General features: G+C 60.2%; 21 protein-coding genes and 1 pseudogene. All 22 read left to right on the forward strand.

The window, feature by feature from the left end:
- Nucleotides 1–21: 21 nt before the first annotated feature.
- The 22 genes and pseudogenes from ACP7BX_RS01565 to ACP7BX_RS01670 all read left to right on the forward strand — a co-directional run bounded on the left by ACP7BX_RS01565 (nt 22) and on the right by ACP7BX_RS01670 (nt 13,560).
- The gene (locus ACP7BX_RS01565; RefSeq protein ID WP_426131306.1) at nt 22–852 is read left to right on the forward strand and encodes a GPO family capsid scaffolding protein; all 831 of its coding nucleotides are present in this window, start codon (nt 22–24) and stop codon (nt 850–852) included.
- Between the two features lie 40 nt (nt 853–892).
- Nucleotides 893–1,915 (forward strand): phage major capsid protein, P2 family, encoded by a 1,023-nt coding sequence (locus ACP7BX_RS01570; protein WP_426131308.1) that lies wholly within the window; start codon nt 893–895, stop codon nt 1,913–1,915.
- Between the two features lie 4 nt (nt 1,916–1,919).
- The gene (locus tag ACP7BX_RS01575; RefSeq protein WP_426131310.1) at nt 1,920–2,621 is read left to right on the forward strand and encodes a terminase endonuclease subunit; all 702 of its coding nucleotides are present in this window, start codon (nt 1,920–1,922) and stop codon (nt 2,619–2,621) included.
- A 101-nt stretch (nt 2,622–2,722) separates the two neighbouring features.
- Nucleotides 2,723–3,184 carry a head completion/stabilization protein gene (locus tag ACP7BX_RS01580; RefSeq protein ID WP_426131312.1) on the forward strand — a complete coding sequence of 154 codons (462 nt, stop codon included), beginning with the start codon at nt 2,723–2,725 and terminating at the stop codon, nt 3,182–3,184.
- Nucleotides 3,184–3,396, forward strand: a complete 213-nt coding sequence (locus ACP7BX_RS01585; protein ID WP_426131314.1) for a tail protein X — start codon at nt 3,184–3,186, stop codon at nt 3,394–3,396. Before ACP7BX_RS01580 ends, ACP7BX_RS01585 begins: the two co-directional genes overlap by 1 nt.
- 45 nt (nt 3,397–3,441) lie before the next feature.
- A complete protein-coding gene (locus ACP7BX_RS01590; RefSeq protein ID WP_178953318.1) occupies nt 3,442–3,765 on the forward strand; it encodes a phage holin, lambda family in 324 nt (107 codons plus the stop codon).
- Nucleotides 3,762–4,604: an N-acetylmuramidase domain-containing protein gene (locus tag ACP7BX_RS01595; RefSeq protein ID WP_426131316.1), complete on the forward strand. Its 843-nt coding sequence runs from the start codon at nt 3,762–3,764 to the stop codon at nt 4,602–4,604. Before ACP7BX_RS01590 ends, ACP7BX_RS01595 begins: the two co-directional genes overlap by 4 nt.
- Nucleotides 4,601–4,804 carry a hypothetical protein gene (locus ACP7BX_RS01600; protein ID WP_426131318.1) on the forward strand — a complete coding sequence of 68 codons (204 nt, stop codon included), beginning with the start codon at nt 4,601–4,603 and terminating at the stop codon, nt 4,802–4,804. The genes ACP7BX_RS01595 and ACP7BX_RS01600 overlap by 4 nt, the downstream gene beginning before the upstream one ends.
- On the forward strand, nt 4,801–5,244 hold the full coding sequence (gene lysB / locus ACP7BX_RS01605) for an Rz-like lysis system protein LysB (RefSeq protein ID WP_426131320.1): 444 nt from the start codon (nt 4,801–4,803) through the stop codon (nt 5,242–5,244). The genes ACP7BX_RS01600 and lysB overlap by 4 nt, the downstream gene beginning before the upstream one ends.
- Nucleotides 5,159–5,344 (forward strand): annotated as a pseudogene (gene lysC, locus ACP7BX_RS01610) (Rz1-like lysis system protein LysC); the annotation flags it as partial. The gene lysB and the pseudogene lysC, both read left to right, overlap by 86 nt.
- Nucleotides 5,341–5,823 (forward strand): phage tail protein, encoded by a 483-nt coding sequence (locus tag ACP7BX_RS01615; protein ID WP_426131322.1) that lies wholly within the window; start codon nt 5,341–5,343, stop codon nt 5,821–5,823. The pseudogene lysC and the gene ACP7BX_RS01615, both read left to right, overlap by 4 nt.
- The gene (locus ACP7BX_RS01620) at nt 5,813–6,271 is read left to right on the forward strand and encodes a phage virion morphogenesis protein (protein ID WP_426131324.1); all 459 of its coding nucleotides are present in this window, start codon (nt 5,813–5,815) and stop codon (nt 6,269–6,271) included. The genes ACP7BX_RS01615 and ACP7BX_RS01620 overlap by 11 nt, the downstream gene beginning before the upstream one ends.
- 45 nt (nt 6,272–6,316) lie before the next feature.
- Nucleotides 6,317–6,862, forward strand: a complete 546-nt coding sequence (locus tag ACP7BX_RS01625; RefSeq protein WP_426131326.1) for a hypothetical protein — start codon at nt 6,317–6,319, stop codon at nt 6,860–6,862.
- A gap of 111 nt (nt 6,863–6,973) precedes the next feature.
- A complete protein-coding gene (locus ACP7BX_RS01630) occupies nt 6,974–7,546 on the forward strand; it encodes a phage baseplate assembly protein V (protein ID WP_426131328.1) in 573 nt (190 codons plus the stop codon).
- Nucleotides 7,543–7,887 (forward strand): GPW/gp25 family protein, encoded by a 345-nt coding sequence (locus tag ACP7BX_RS01635; protein ID WP_426131330.1) that lies wholly within the window; start codon nt 7,543–7,545, stop codon nt 7,885–7,887. The genes ACP7BX_RS01630 and ACP7BX_RS01635 overlap by 4 nt, the downstream gene beginning before the upstream one ends.
- A complete protein-coding gene (locus ACP7BX_RS01640) occupies nt 7,884–8,795 on the forward strand; it encodes a baseplate J/gp47 family protein (protein WP_426131332.1) in 912 nt (303 codons plus the stop codon). The genes ACP7BX_RS01635 and ACP7BX_RS01640 overlap by 4 nt, the downstream gene beginning before the upstream one ends.
- Nucleotides 8,795–9,412 (forward strand): phage tail protein I, encoded by a 618-nt coding sequence (locus tag ACP7BX_RS01645; RefSeq protein ID WP_426131334.1) that lies wholly within the window; start codon nt 8,795–8,797, stop codon nt 9,410–9,412. Before ACP7BX_RS01640 ends, ACP7BX_RS01645 begins: the two co-directional genes overlap by 1 nt.
- The gene (locus ACP7BX_RS01650) at nt 9,409–10,950 is read left to right on the forward strand and encodes a phage tail protein (RefSeq protein ID WP_256575326.1); all 1,542 of its coding nucleotides are present in this window, start codon (nt 9,409–9,411) and stop codon (nt 10,948–10,950) included. The genes ACP7BX_RS01645 and ACP7BX_RS01650 overlap by 4 nt, the downstream gene beginning before the upstream one ends.
- A 1-nt stretch (nt 10,951) precedes the next feature.
- Entirely contained in the window at nt 10,952–11,347 is a 396-nt protein-coding gene (locus ACP7BX_RS01655) for a hypothetical protein (protein WP_426131336.1), read from the forward strand.
- A 91-nt stretch (nt 11,348–11,438) separates the two neighbouring features.
- The gene (locus ACP7BX_RS01660; protein WP_426131338.1) at nt 11,439–12,614 is read left to right on the forward strand and encodes a phage tail sheath protein; all 1,176 of its coding nucleotides are present in this window, start codon (nt 11,439–11,441) and stop codon (nt 12,612–12,614) included.
- A gap of 57 nt (nt 12,615–12,671) precedes the next feature.
- A complete protein-coding gene (locus ACP7BX_RS01665) occupies nt 12,672–13,187 on the forward strand; it encodes a phage major tail tube protein (RefSeq protein WP_426131340.1) in 516 nt (171 codons plus the stop codon).
- Between the two features lie 37 nt (nt 13,188–13,224).
- Entirely contained in the window at nt 13,225–13,560 is a 336-nt protein-coding gene (locus tag ACP7BX_RS01670; protein WP_426131342.1) for a phage tail assembly protein, read from the forward strand.
- The last annotated feature ends 4 nt before the right edge of the window (nt 13,561–13,564 follow it).

Here is a 13,564-nt window from a genome sequence, read left to right on the forward strand (position 1 = left end):
CACGCACTGAGGATTCCCGGCATGAAGAAATTTCGCAGCAATTGGTTCCGCGTCGCAGTCGAGGGCGCTACCTCCGACAAGCGCACCATCAAACGCAGCTGGCTGGAACAAGCCGCGAAGAACTTCAACCCGTCCACCTACGGCGCCCGCATCTGGCTGGAGCACTTCCGTAGCCTGCTGCCAGACAGCCCGTTCAAAGCCTACGGCGACGTGCTCGCGGTCAAGACCGAAGAAGTAGAAATCAACGGCCAGAAGAAGCTGGCCCTGTTCGCCCAGGTCGAGCCGACGCCTGAGCTGATCGCTATGAACAAGGCGAAACAGAAGGTCTACACCTCGATCGAGATCGACGACAGCTTCGCGGACACCGGCGAAGCCTACATCGTCGGCCTGGCAGTGACCGACTCACCGGCCAGCCTGGGCACCGACGTGCTGGCGTTCTCCGCGCAAAAGCCTGAATCCAGCCCGTTCAAGGATCGCCATTACTCCACCACTTCGATGTTCACCGAGGCCGTGGAAACCGAGCTTCAATTCGAAGAAATCGAAGACAAGCCAGGCCTCGGCGCCAAGCTCTTCAGCAAAGTGCAGGCGCTCCTGGGCGGCAAGCAGGCAAAGGACGATGCCGAGTTCGCCCAGATCGGCCAGGCCGTCGAAGCGATCGCCGACCACGTCAAGGATCTGCCCGAGCAACTGACCGCCGAGAAGAAGTTTTCCAGCGATTTAAACACCAAGGTCGAGCAGCTCAGCAAAGACCTGACCGATCTGAAAACCACCCTCGGCAAGACCCAAGACCACTCCCAAACCCAGCGCCCACCGGTAACCGGCGGCGGCAAACAAGCCCTGGCTGAGTTCTGACCTGCGGCCTACACCGCCCAGCCCACTATCGGAGACACCCATGCGTAACGACACTCGAAAACTCTTTGCCGGCTACCTCAGCCAGGTCGCACAGCTCAACGGCGTCGAATCGGCCACCGCCACGTTCAGCGTCGATCCAACTATCCAGCAGCGCCTGGAAACCAAAATCCAGGAGTCGAGCGAGTTCCTGACCAAAGTCAACGTCATCGGCGTCGATGAACAGGAAGGCGAAAAGGTCGGTCTGGGCGTGGGCGGCACGGTTGCCAGCCGCACCAACACCAACGAAAAGAAACGTGAGCCACGCAGCATCGGCACCTTGTCGAGCGACAAGTACAAAGCCGAACACACCGACTTCGACACCTTCGTCAGCTACAAGCAGCTCGACGCCTGGGCCAAGTTCCCGGACTTCCAGACCCGCCTGTCCAGCGCCATTGCTCAGCGCCAGGCGCTCGACCGCATCCAGATCGGTTTCTACGGCGTTTCAGCCGCCGAGCAAACCGACCGCACCGCGCACCCGTTGCTGGAAGACGTCAACATCGGCTGGCTCCAGCAGTACCGCACCCACGCACCCGATCGAGTGCTGAAGGAAGGTGCAACCGCCGGCAAGATCACCATCGGCAAAACCGGCGACTTCAAAAACATCGACGCCCTGGTCTACGACGCCATCCAGCTGTTGGACCCTTGGTACCGCCGCAACCCTGGCCTAGTCGTGCTGACAGGTCGCGAGCTGGTGCACGACAAGTTCCTGGCCCTGGTCAACAAGGACCAGGACGCAACCAACACCCTGGCGAGCGACTTGATCATCTCGCAACGCCGCGTCGGTGGCCTGCCGCTGTACGAGGTGCCGTATATCCCCGAAGGCACGATCCTCATCACCACCTTCGCCAACCTGTCGGTGTACTGGCAGATCGGCGGGCGCCGCCGCTACCTCAAGGAAGAGCCGGAGTGGAACCGCGTCAGCAACTTCGAATCGTCGAACGAGGCCTATGTGGTCGAGGAATACGGCCTTGGCTGCCTGCTGGAAAACATCACCCCAGTCGAAGACGCTGGCGGCGAGGGTTAATCCCATGGCACTCAGCATCGCCCAAGCCCACCAACGCCGCGCTCGCGCGGCCATGGAATCAGCGAAAACGGCGCCGCAGCAATCAATGGCCGGCGCCACCGCCTACGAGCATCAGTTGAATCAGTTGCTTCAGGATCGGCTACGCCTGAAGGCGATTCAGTCCACGGCTGCAAAAGAGGCGCTCAAACCACAGTTGCTGCCTCAGTACGTCCCCTATATCGAAGGTGTGCTTGCCAGCGGCAACGGTGCACAGGACGACGTTCTGACCACCATCATGGTTTGGCGAATCGACGCAGGGGAGTACGGCGGCGCGTTGGACATCGCCGACTACGTGCTCAAGCACAAGCTGATCATGCCCGACCGTTTTGAGCGCACCACCGGTTGCCTCGTAGCGGAAGAAATCGCCACCGCAGCACTGAAGGCGCAAAAAACCAACGGCACTTTCGACCTGAGCATCTTGCATCGCACCATTGAGCTGACCGACGACGAAGACATGCCCGACCAGGCCCGCGCCAAGCTCTACCTGGCAACAGGCCGTGCCACGGTGCATGGCATCACGGCTGAGGAACCCGGCCAGCCGGGACAGATTCAAGTCGGTATTGATCTGCTCAAACGCGCCATCGAGTTGCACGACAGCTGCGGCGGCAAGAAAGATTTGGACGGCGCCGAACGCCTCCTGAAAAAACACGCTGCCACCGGTAGCTAATCGAGCGTCCCCACGCACCCCGCCGGCTCGGGGCGGATCGGCCAGGCCGCTCCTCCTGAACGTGAAGCCCCGACCACCGGCGATCTATTTCGAGTGCAGTCATGAGCGCATTTGTAGCCAGCGGCACAGTCGACGGCGGCCATATCAACACCGACCCGTTTTGGCCTTCGATTGACCTGGATGGCTTACGCGCCACCCTGCGCATCGACGCCAGCGTCACCCCGGCTCGCCTGGAGACTGCCGTGATCGCGGCAGCGATCAATCTCAACAACGAATTGAGCGAATGGCGAGCCGCGCAACAGGCCGCTGGCCACGCGACTCTGACTGACGTACCCGGTGATCGCATCAAGGATGTGTCGGTAAAGGTCCACCTCTACCGCCGTGCGATTGAGGCTGGCACCGGCGCCGAAGTCTGTGAGCGGTACCGCGACTACAGCGCCACCAATACCGGTAGCGACAAGGCAGAAGCACTCACCCCCAACATCGACGACTACCGCCGCGACCTCCGCTGGGCTGTGCGCGACTTCCTCGGCCGCACCCGCACCACCGTGGAGCTGATCTGATGCCCGTCGCCGTCCGCACCAACCAAAACGACACCGTCGACGACCTCTGCTGGCGGTTCTACGGCCGCACTGCCGGCGTCACCGAGGCCGTCCTTGAAGCCAACCCCGGCCTGGCCGACCACGGCCCCATCCTGCCGCAAGGCCTTGTCGTCAATATGCCCGAAGCCCAAACCACCGCGCCCCAGCGGCAAATGGTGCAGCTATGGAACTGACCCTGCGGCACCGAGCCCTTGAACCCACCAACCCTGGACAACGGAATGAAGCGCATGCCTGACCGTCCCGACACATGGGCCTGGCTCGCCGCCTGGCTCGAACAAAACTGGCCGACTCTTTACGCCGGAATATTGGCCCTGATCATCGCGGCCCTGCGGATCATGTACGGCGGCGGCACCTTCCGCCGCATGGTGGTCGAGGCCCCGCTTTGCGGCACGCTGGCCCTGGCTGCAAGCCACGGCCTGGCGCTGCTCGGCATTCCGACCTCCACCGCACCGTTTTTCGGCGGAGTTATCGGGCTGCTCGGTGTCGAAGGCACCCGTGCGGCGGCCAAGAAGTTTTTCAACCGAAAGGTAGAACAGCTATGACCACCCTTCGCTACGGCGACCGCTCGCAAGCGGTCCTGATGCTGCAAAAGAACCTCAACAAGAACGGCGCCAACCTGGTACCGGATGGGCATTACGGCGACGCTACCGAAGCTGCCGTCCGCGCCTACCAGGTTAAAGTCGGCCTGGTCGCCGACGGTATCGCCGGCACCAAGACCCAAACCAGCCTGGCCGGTGGCGACTGCGGCCAGCTACTGCGCAACAACGACCTGGTGGCCGCTGCCGAACGCCTCAACGTGCCGCTGGCAAGCATCTACGCGGTCAATGAGGTGGAGTCCAAGGGCAAAGGCTTCCTCGACAATGGCAAGCCGGTGATTCTGTTCGAACGCCACATCATGTACCGCCAGCTCGCCACGGCTCGCCATGCCGGCGATGACACAGCGGAACTCAAACGTCATGCCGACCAGCTCGCCGCCGCCAACCCTGCCCTGGTCAACCCGAAGCCCGGCGGATACATCGGAGGCACCGCCGAACACCAGCGCCTGGCCATGGCTCGCCTGATCGACGACACAGCCGCCCTGGAGTCAGCTTCCTGGGGAGCCTTTCAGATCATGGGGTTCCACTGGAAGCGCCTCGGCTACGCCAGTGTGCAGGCCTTCGTCGCGGCAATGACTGCCGGCGAGTCGCAGCAGCTCGACGCTTTCACGCGATTTATCGAAACCGATCCAGCTTTGCACAAGGCGCTCAAGGCCCGCAAATGGGCCGAGTTCGCCCGCCTCTACAACGGGCCGGACTATTTGCGGAATCTCTACGACACCAAGCTCCAGCGCGCCTACGAACGGCATGCCAGCTGCGAATGCGGACAAGGGGTAGCGGCATGATCGACTTCGAAGCGGTGGAAAAATTACGCGTGCAAGACGGTGATCTGCTGGTGGTACCTGAGTCGACCGAACAGGGCGACATGGAGCTGTTGGCTGAATGCCTGCAATTGATGAACGGTGCTCGGGCAGTGATCGTGCGGGGTCCCATCAGGCAGCTCGACACCGCTGCCATGAACAAACTCGGTTGGTACCGCGCGTGAGCATGCTGCGCCAGGTGCTTTACGGCATCGCCTTGCTCGGCGCCTTGGGGCTGCTGATCTGGGTTCAGGAAACCCGCATTGGCGTAGCCAAAGGCAAAACCGACCTGGCAACGGCTGCGGCCAAGACCGCCCGCGAAGACGCTGACCGCAACCTTGCAACCGCCAACACGCTCACCGACACCCTGAAACAGGAACGTGACGCACAGAGCCAAATGCGCAGCCAGCAGGAGCAGCTGCGTCTGGGCCTGGCAAAGCGTGAGCGAACCATCGAGGAGCTGAAACGTGAAAACGACGAACTACGGAACTGGGCTGATCAGCCTTTGCCTGACGCTGCTCGCCGGTTGCGCGAGCGCCCCGCCCTCACCGGCGCCGCAGCTTACCGTGACTGGGTGTCCGGCCGTGGTGCCGTGCGTGCTGCCGTCGACCAGCCCGCGCAGTAATGGCGACCAACTCACTGACCAGGACCGCGCCGAAGCCGCCTGGGCCGATTGTGCCGCCCAGGTCGACATGGTCTACAAACACCAACAGGCCAACCCATGAACAAGCCCGAAAGTCTGCGCGCTCACCTGCTGGCCACCGTCGCCGACTTCAAGCACGACCCCGACCGCCTGCTGATCTTCATCGACAACGGCAAGGTCCGTTGCACTGCTGCCAATACGCTGTCGTTTGAATACAGCTTTGATCTGCAGATCATCCTCACCGAGTTCGTTGGCCACCCCGACAGCGTGTTCTTGCCCATCCTGGCTTGGCTCAGCGTCAACCAATCCGAGCTGCTGGAGAACCTGGACAAGGTCAAAAATGGCATCCAGTTCGAAGCCGACATCCTCGATAAGGACAAAGTGGACCTCAGCATTACCCTGGCGCTGACAGAGAAAGTCATCGTAGGTAAGGATGACCAGGGCAAAACCACCGTGAAGCACCCGCACGAACCGCAGTACGTGGTGGGCTACCTCGACCCGGACTGGAAGCCTGGGGCCCAAGGCAACACCAGTGAGTGGAGAGTGCCGGATGGCGAATAACCTGGAGGCGCTGGAGACCTGGGCAGCGGTGCTGCTGGCTCGGCTGGAGCCAGGGGAGCGCAGCAAATTGACCCGCAGCATCGGGCAGGAGCTACGGCGCAGTCAGCAGAAGCGGGTGATGGCGCAGGAAAACCCGGACGGGAGCAAGTTTGCGCCGCGTAAGCATAGGGACCTTCGTGGCAAGCAGGGACGGGTTAAGCGGAAGCTGGCGATGTTCAAAAAGTTGCGGACCGCGTCGTATCTGAAGGTCCGTGGAGATAGCAATGGCGTGACGGTAGGCTTCACCGGGCGTCTCGCCCGGATTGCAAGAGTTCACCAATACGGTTTGAAAGATCGAGCTGGGCCTGGCGCGCCAGAGATACGTTATGAGAAACGTGAGTTATTAGGGGTGACAGTCATGAACCTTGATATGATTCGTGAAGTTTTGCTGACACACCTAACGCAATAAAGTATTTTCCCTGCCGAAAACCAACATGCAAGGACCGCAAAAATAATGACCAAACCAAACCATAAAATTATCGTAGGCTTGTGGTTTATGGCTTTTATATTGGCATTCGTATCACCAATCACGGCGGGTATATTCAAACAACCCGAAATAGCTATATTCACATTAATTCTAGGGATATTTTTGACTCTAGTCATGGTTCTTGAACTGAAACAAGACCGGATAATTAAAGGGCTTTTTATAATATCATTCGGTGTTATATTTCAAACGGCATACTTAAGAATAATATATGTATTCGTCCCCTTAGATACCATCCCAGAGCATTATAGGGATTATCTGGAAATCTATTCACAAGTGTTACTCTTTGCCTGCTCTGGGGCTGGCGGAAGTATCATTGCAGTTCATGCTGACAAGAGTTCTCTTGATAACGAATCGACGTCACCAAGCGAAAAAAATAATTGCAATACTATAGAACTCAAAAACCTGACAACAAATATTGAAAAATTAGAAAAAAAACTAAACAACATGACTATTGCAGTTGGATCTTCAGCATTTATGTTTTTCATTCTGGCAATAGCAGTTTTAATCCGGTAGCTCGCTTAGTATTGCGCGCATTAACTTTGGGATAATTTCGAGACCTGTAAACAGGGCGATTACAGTGTCCGCAAGCTGCACTCCCGCACGCGTGGCGCCACCATCGGCGCCATGAACGACTTCGCCGCCCTCTCCCGCATGCTCGAAAACCTCATCCGCTTCGGCGTCATCGCCGCCGTGCAGATGGAGCCCCCGCGCGTGAAGGTAAAAACCGGTGCACTGACCACCGCCTGGCTGCCATGGCTCGCCCTGCGCGCTGGCTCTGACCGCGAGTGGGACCCGCCCACCGTCGACGAACAGGTGATCCTGCTCAGCCCATCCGGCCAGCTCGCCAACGGCGTCGTCGTCACCGGTTTGTTCAGCGACCACATCCCCGCCAACGGCAACCGCGCCGGCCTGCACCGTCGGACCTACGCCGACGGCGCGGTGATCGAATACGACAGCGTCGCCCATCACCTGAACGCCACCCTGCCCGAAAGCGGCACCACCAGCCTGGTCAGCAAGGGCGGGATCAACATCATCGGCCCCATCAATCACCAGGGCGATTACAACCAAACCGGCAACCAGAACGTGGTCGGCCTTGTGACCGTTTCCGAAGACGTAGTCGCGGCCAACATCAGCCTGGTCAACCACCTGACCACGGGCGTCAAGCAAGGCGACGATCAATCAGGTAAGCCCATATGAACCGAGAAACCGGCGGCGCCATCGGCGAACTGGCCCATATCGGCCAGAGCATCACGGACATCCTCACCACCCGCATCGGCACGCGCGTAATGCGCCGCGAATACGGCAGCCTACTGCCCGAGCTGGTGGACCACCCCTTCAACGACGCCACGCGCCTGCGGGTTTACGCGAGCACGGTCATGGCCCTGATGCGCTGGGAACCCCGTATCAGCCTCAGCCGCGTGCAGTTCATCGGCGCTAACCTGCAAGGGCAGTCGGTGCTAGCGCTGGAAGGTTCTGTTGTCGACAGCAATGAGCCGCTGAGCTTGAGCGTGCCGTTGCAGATGGGTGGCAGCGTATGAATTCCTTTGCCGCGATTGACCTCAGCCAGCTCCCGGCGCCGCAGATCGTCGAACAGATCGACTTCGAATTGATCCTGGCCGAGCGCAAGGCCTACATGATCAGCCTGTGGCCGATCGAGGAACAGGCGCAGATTGCCGCCCGCCTTGAGCTTGAATCAGAGCCCCTGACCAAGCTGCTGCAAGAGAACGCCTACCGCGAAACCATCTGGCGGCAACGGGTGAATGAAGCGGCCATTGCCAACCTGCTGGCCCTGGCGAAAGGCCCGGATCTGGACCAATTGGCCGGCAACTTCAACGTCCAGCGTCTGGTGGTTCAGGAAGCCAAGCCCATGGCCGTCCCACCCGTCGCACGGATTATGGAAAGCGACGACAGCTTGCGCGAACGGGCGCAAATGTCCTGGGAAGGCCTGAGCACCGCCGGCCCGCGCCAGAGCTACATATTCCACGCCCGTGGGGCTGACGGCCGTGTTGCCGACGCCACAGCAGAAAGCCCGTCTCCCGCCGTGGCGGTGGTGACCGTTCAATCCTTGCTCGGCGACGGCACAGCATCGCCCGACCTGGTCGCCGCCGTTCAAAAACATCTGAGTGACGATGACCGCCGGCCCGTGGCCGACAGGCTGACCGTGCAAGGCGCCCAGATCATCCGCTACCCGGTCAAAGCCAAGCTCTACCTGCTGACCAGTGGCCCCGAGTCGGAGCCGATCCTTGCTGCCGCCGAACAAAGGTTGCTGGCCTACGTCCACCAACGACGACGCCTGGCAATGGAAGTATCCGAATCGGCCCTGCACGCCGCGTTATTCGTCGAAGGCGTGCGCAAGGTTGAGCTGGAGGACTGGGTCGATATCGTCGCCACCAAAGCCCAGGCGCCCTACTGCACCGGCGTCACCCTCACGCGGGGCGCTGAATAATGGGCGCCCAACGGCTGCTGCCGAATAACTCAGTGCCGCTTGAGCTGCACGCAGCACAGGCACTCGCAGAGATCCAGCGCGTACCGATCCCGCTGAGGCAGCTGTGCAACCCGAACACCTGCCCGGTGGTGGCACTGCCCTACCTGGCCTGGGCCTTCTCCGTCGACCGCTGGGACAGCAACTGGACGGAAGCCACCAAGCGCGCCGCCATCCGCTCATCCCGCTACATCCACGCGCACAAGGGCACCATCGGCGCTCTGCGCCGCGTGGTCGAGCCGCTGGGCTACCTGATTGAGGTGGTGGAGTGGTGGCAGACCGTCCCGGAAGGCGTGCCCGGCACCTTTGCTTTGAAGGTCGGCGTGCTGGACACCGGAATCACCGAAGAAATGTACCAGGAGCTGACCTGGCTGATCGATGACGCCAAGCCCCTCACGCGCCCCCTGACCGGCCTGGCTATCAGCCTGGAAAGCACCGGCACCGTGTACATCGGGGCCTGCGTGTACGAAGGCGACGAACTCAGCGTTTACCCACCGACCCAGCGCGATATCGACGTCAGCGGCGTGTACCGCATCGGTGGCCGCGAACACCATATCGACACGATGGACATCTACTCATGACCGATCAAAACAGCCAGTTCTTCGCGATCCTTACCGCCGTAGGCGAAGCCAAACAAGCCAACGCAGACGCTCTGGGCGTGCCCTGGACGTTCGCGCAGATGGCCGTGGGTGACGCCAACGGCACCGACCCTATCCCAAGTCGCACTCAGACCAAATTGATCAACGAGCGCCGTCGTGCACCGTTGAATCAGGTAAAGGTCGACCCGAACAACGCCAGTGTGATCATCGCCGAACAGATCATTCCCGAGAGCGTCGGCGGTTGGTGGGTGCGCGAGATCGGGCTGTACGATGCAGCGGGTGATCTAGTTGCCATTGCCAACTGCGCACCAACATACAAGCCGCTTCTTGCCCAAGGTTCAGGGCGGACTCAGGTGATCAGGATCAACCTGATCGTGAGCAGTACGAGCAACATCGAGCTGAAAATTGATCCGTCGGTGGTACTCGCAACGCGAGAGTACGTTGACGTAAAGGTTGCAGAAGAAATTGGCAAGCTCGACTTAAAACAGTCCGTCGTCGTTGCAACCCTCAATAGCGTCGCACTGGGCGGCCTACAGACCATTGATGGCATTGCCTTGGAACCGGGCGCGCGCGTGCTGGTGAGAAAGCAGCAGACCGCGAGTCAGAATGGCATATACATCGCGGCAACAGGCCAATGGTTAAGGTCGCCTGACGCGGATACCAACGCAAAAGTGACCTCTGCGCTGACGGTAGGAGTTGAACGCGGTGATACGTACGCCGATACAGTTTGGACATTGACCACTGACGGCCCTGTTGTGATTGGCACCACAGCACTTAATTTCGAACTGCTATCAGCCACAGCGAAGGACGTTGCAGGCGTCTTCAGGAGCGTAACGGTCGATAAATTCGGTCGGGTTCTGGCTGGCACCTCTCCAAACACCCTGGCGGGTTACGCCATCGAAACGGCCAGCAAAGCCGAAGCTGAAGCTGACGAAGTGACCGAAAATACAAAGCCGGCCACCATGCTGAACGTTTTCCAGTTCTTCAGGAAACGCTGGGTTGAAGCGACGGAAAGCAAATCAGGCGTTCAGGCCAACGCGAAAGACGAGGACATGGATGAAGGCACCACCGACGCTCGAACCGTCACTCCGCTGAAGCTGGCACACCGCCTGGCAAAGGTACTTGTTCAAGCCACCGAGGCGGTAGCAGGGTTGGCCAAAGTCGCGAGTCAAAGCCAGGTTGACCAGGGCATTGATGATGCAACGATGGTTACACCGAAGAAGTTACGCGCAGGCTTCCGAGTCTCGTTGGCAGTCAACGGCTATATCTACTTCCCCAGCTGGATGGGGGGCCTGGTCTGGCAATGGGGAAATCGAACCTTCACCTCAGGAACCTCGGCAGCTTTTGCTGTGCCATTTCCTGTTGAGTGCCTAATTGCCTGGGCTCTACCGAATTCCATTGTCGGCGGGAGTCCCAGTTCAGTTGCAGCGAACGTTCAGTCGCTGACAACAACGTCCATGATCCTGAGCTGGTCGGCCGGCGGGACCTATTCTTTCTTCTGGTTCGCATTGGGGCGCTGACATGTCAAAAATTTATGTTGTATTCAATGACGATGGGCTGTTTCAACACATGCTTTTCCGGGGCGTACATGCCATCCCGAAAGGTGCGGTCGAGATCAGCGACGAGTTATCGGCGCGCATTCTCCAGCAACCTGACTCGATCTGGCGGATTGATGGAACTGGCGCGATTACCGCTACCGATCCCGAGTCGATCCCACCCACCCGCGAACAGATCGAGGCACTGCGCCTACGGTCGTATGCTGATCCCCTCACAGGTTCGGATCGCTACTTTGCTGAAGCTCAGCGCATGCAAGTGATGAACGAGCCAGGCTGGGAGGCCGTCCGTGCTGCCGGTGTAGCCCGATTCGAAGAAATCCAGGCTCAGTATCCTTGGGATTCGGCCAACGACGCCCTGTAATTCACCCAGCTACAAGCCGCGCCGCTCGCCCATCCGGCGCGCGCGCGGCAGCCTGTGCACTGTCATTCCATCACAGCGCAGGCAACCACCCATGGCCGGTTCAGACTATCTCCACGGCGTGCGGGTTCTCGAACTCAACGACGGCACCCGCCCCATTCGCACCATCGCAACCGCAGTCATCGGCCTGGTATGTACGGCTGAAGATGCGGACCCGCTCGCTTTCCCGCTGGACACCCCTGTCCTGCTGACCAATGTGCAAACCGCCATCGCCAAAGCCGGCGTCAAAGGCACTCTGGCGAAGAGCCTGCAGGCCATCGCGGACCAGACCAAGCCCTACACCATCGTGGTGCGAGTCAAGGAAGGCGCAGACGAAGCCGCCACCACCAGCGCCCTGATCGGCACCACCACCGCCGACGGCAAGTACACCGGCATGAAAGCCCTGCTCGCCGCCAAGGCCCGAGTAGGCATGACGCCGCGCATTCTTGGTGTGCCAGGTCTCGACAGCCAACCGGTGGCCACCGCCCTGGTATCGATCGCCAAGGACCTGCGCGCCTTCGCCTACGTCGGTGCGTGGGACTGCAAAACCAAGGAAGAGGTGGTCGCCTACCGCGAAAACTTCGGTGCCCGTGAAGTCATGGTGATCTGGCCGGAGTTCCAGAACTGGGACACGGTCACCAGCGCGACCGTCACCGCGTCGGCAGTAGCCCGTGCGCTGGGCTTGCGGGCGCTGATCGACAAAGACATCGGCTGGCACAAAACCATCTCCAATGTCGCGGTCAACGGCGTGACAGGCATCAGCGCCGATGTGTTCTGGGATCTGCAAAACCCAGCCACTGACGCCAACTACCTCAACAGCAACGAGGTCACCACCCTGATCAACGAGGGTGGCTTCCGCTTCTGGGGCAGCCGCACGTGCAGCGACGATCCGCTGTTTGCCTTCGAAAACTACACCCGCACTGCGCAGATCATCGCCGACACCATGGCCGAGGCCCACATGTGGGCCATGGACAAGCCCATGCACGCGTCCCTGGTCAAAGACATCATCAACGGGATCAACGCCAAATTCCGCGAGCTGATCGCCCAGGGCTACCTGATCGGCGGGCAGTGCTGGTACCCGGAGGACATCAATGACAAGGACACCCTCAAGGCCGGCAAATTGACCCTGGACTACGACTACACCCCAGTGCCGCCCCTGGAAGACCTCACCCTGCGTCAGCGCATCACTGACCGCTACCTGATGCAGTTCGCAGCCGCCATTAACGCTTAAACCGGGCCTCCCCGCGACGGGAGCTAACCCTGTGCCATAACCCCGGAGAACCCCGCCATGGCCCTGCCTCATAAACTGAAACACCTGAACCTGTTCAACGACGGTGGCAGCTACACCGGCAAAGTGAAGACCGTCACCCTCCCCGCCCTGGGCCGCAAAATGGAAGCGTATCGCGGCGGCGGCATGAGCGGCCCGGTCAAGGCTGACCTGGGCTTCTCCGACGACGGCATCCAGCTGGAGTGGAAGCTCGGCGGGCTCGACCTGGTCGTACTCAAGCAGTTCGGCGCGGTCAATGCGTCGGGCGTGGCATTGCGTTTCGCCGGCTCATTTGAGCAGGACGACACCGGTGAAGTCAGTGCGGTGGAGATCACCGTGCGTGGCCGTCACGAAACCATCGAAATGGGCGAAGCCCAGCCCGGTGAAGACACTGAACACTCCATCACCACCACCTGCACCTACTACAAGCTGACCGTCGACAACGAAGACATCATCGAAATCGACCTGCTGAACTTCATCGAGAAGGTCGGCGGCGTCGACATGCTGGAGAAACACCGCAACGCCATCGGCCTTTGATCGCTAACCGCCCCCCTCATCATCAGGAGCTTTACCCATGAAAACCGCAGCTACCGAACAACCCGACGTGCAACCACTGGCCGACGACAACACGGTCATCCTCGACACGCCGATCCGCCGTGGCACCACCAGCATCGACAGCATCACCCTGCGCAAACCCAACTCGGGCGAGCTGCGCGGTGTGAGCCTGGCCGAGCTGCTGCAAATCGACGTCAACAGTCTGGTAAAGGTCGTGCCGCGCATCAGTAGCCCGACCCTCACCGCCATCGAAGTCACGTCGATGGACCCCGCCGATCTGTTCGCACTCGGCACCAAGGTGTGCGGTTTTTTGCTACAGAAATCGATGAAGACGGATGCATCCCTCGTTGCGTAGACGA

Origin of the sequence: Pseudomonas sp. DWP3-1-3b3 (assembly GCF_049896305.1) — a bacterium.
Lineage (GTDB): Bacteria > Pseudomonadota > Gammaproteobacteria > Pseudomonadales > Pseudomonadaceae > Aquipseudomonas > Aquipseudomonas azotoformans_A.

Excerpts from the sequence above, each read along its gene's own strand:
- ACP7BX_RS01670 (WP_426131342.1), top strand. The coding sequence starts at position 13,225 with ATGAAAACCGCAGCTACCGAACAACCCGACGTGCAACCACTGGCCGAC.
- ACP7BX_RS01600 (WP_426131318.1), top strand. The coding sequence starts at position 4,601 with ATGATCGACTTCGAAGCGGTGGAAAAATTACGCGTGCAAGACGGTGAT.
- ACP7BX_RS01645 (WP_426131334.1), top strand. The coding sequence starts at position 8,795 with ATGGGCGCCCAACGGCTGCTGCCGAATAACTCAGTGCCGCTTGAGCTG.
- ACP7BX_RS01595 (WP_426131316.1), top strand. The coding sequence starts at position 3,762 with ATGACCACCCTTCGCTACGGCGACCGCTCGCAAGCGGTCCTGATGCTG.
- ACP7BX_RS01625 (WP_426131326.1), top strand. The coding sequence starts at position 6,317 with ATGACCAAACCAAACCATAAAATTATCGTAGGCTTGTGGTTTATGGCT.
- ACP7BX_RS01585 (WP_426131314.1), top strand. The coding sequence starts at position 3,184 with ATGCCCGTCGCCGTCCGCACCAACCAAAACGACACCGTCGACGACCTC.
- ACP7BX_RS01580 (WP_426131312.1), top strand. The coding sequence starts at position 2,723 with ATGAGCGCATTTGTAGCCAGCGGCACAGTCGACGGCGGCCATATCAAC.
- ACP7BX_RS01650 (WP_256575326.1), top strand. The coding sequence starts at position 9,409 with ATGACCGATCAAAACAGCCAGTTCTTCGCGATCCTTACCGCCGTAGGC.
- ACP7BX_RS01635 (WP_426131330.1), top strand. The coding sequence starts at position 7,543 with ATGAACCGAGAAACCGGCGGCGCCATCGGCGAACTGGCCCATATCGGC.
- ACP7BX_RS01620 (WP_426131324.1), top strand. The coding sequence starts at position 5,813 with ATGGCGAATAACCTGGAGGCGCTGGAGACCTGGGCAGCGGTGCTGCTG.
- ACP7BX_RS01575 (WP_426131310.1), top strand. The coding sequence starts at position 1,920 with ATGGCACTCAGCATCGCCCAAGCCCACCAACGCCGCGCTCGCGCGGCC.
- ACP7BX_RS01630 (WP_426131328.1), top strand. The coding sequence starts at position 6,974 with ATGAACGACTTCGCCGCCCTCTCCCGCATGCTCGAAAACCTCATCCGC.
- ACP7BX_RS01640 (WP_426131332.1), top strand. The coding sequence starts at position 7,884 with ATGAATTCCTTTGCCGCGATTGACCTCAGCCAGCTCCCGGCGCCGCAG.
- ACP7BX_RS01615 (WP_426131322.1), top strand. The coding sequence starts at position 5,341 with ATGAACAAGCCCGAAAGTCTGCGCGCTCACCTGCTGGCCACCGTCGCC.
- ACP7BX_RS01660 (WP_426131338.1), top strand. The coding sequence starts at position 11,439 with ATGGCCGGTTCAGACTATCTCCACGGCGTGCGGGTTCTCGAACTCAAC.
- ACP7BX_RS01655 (WP_426131336.1), top strand. The coding sequence starts at position 10,952 with ATGTCAAAAATTTATGTTGTATTCAATGACGATGGGCTGTTTCAACAC.
- ACP7BX_RS01570 (WP_426131308.1), top strand. The coding sequence starts at position 893 with ATGCGTAACGACACTCGAAAACTCTTTGCCGGCTACCTCAGCCAGGTC.
- ACP7BX_RS01565 (WP_426131306.1), top strand. The coding sequence starts at position 22 with ATGAAGAAATTTCGCAGCAATTGGTTCCGCGTCGCAGTCGAGGGCGCT.
- ACP7BX_RS01590 (WP_178953318.1), top strand. The coding sequence starts at position 3,442 with ATGAAGCGCATGCCTGACCGTCCCGACACATGGGCCTGGCTCGCCGCC.
- ACP7BX_RS01665 (WP_426131340.1), top strand. The coding sequence starts at position 12,672 with ATGGCCCTGCCTCATAAACTGAAACACCTGAACCTGTTCAACGACGGT.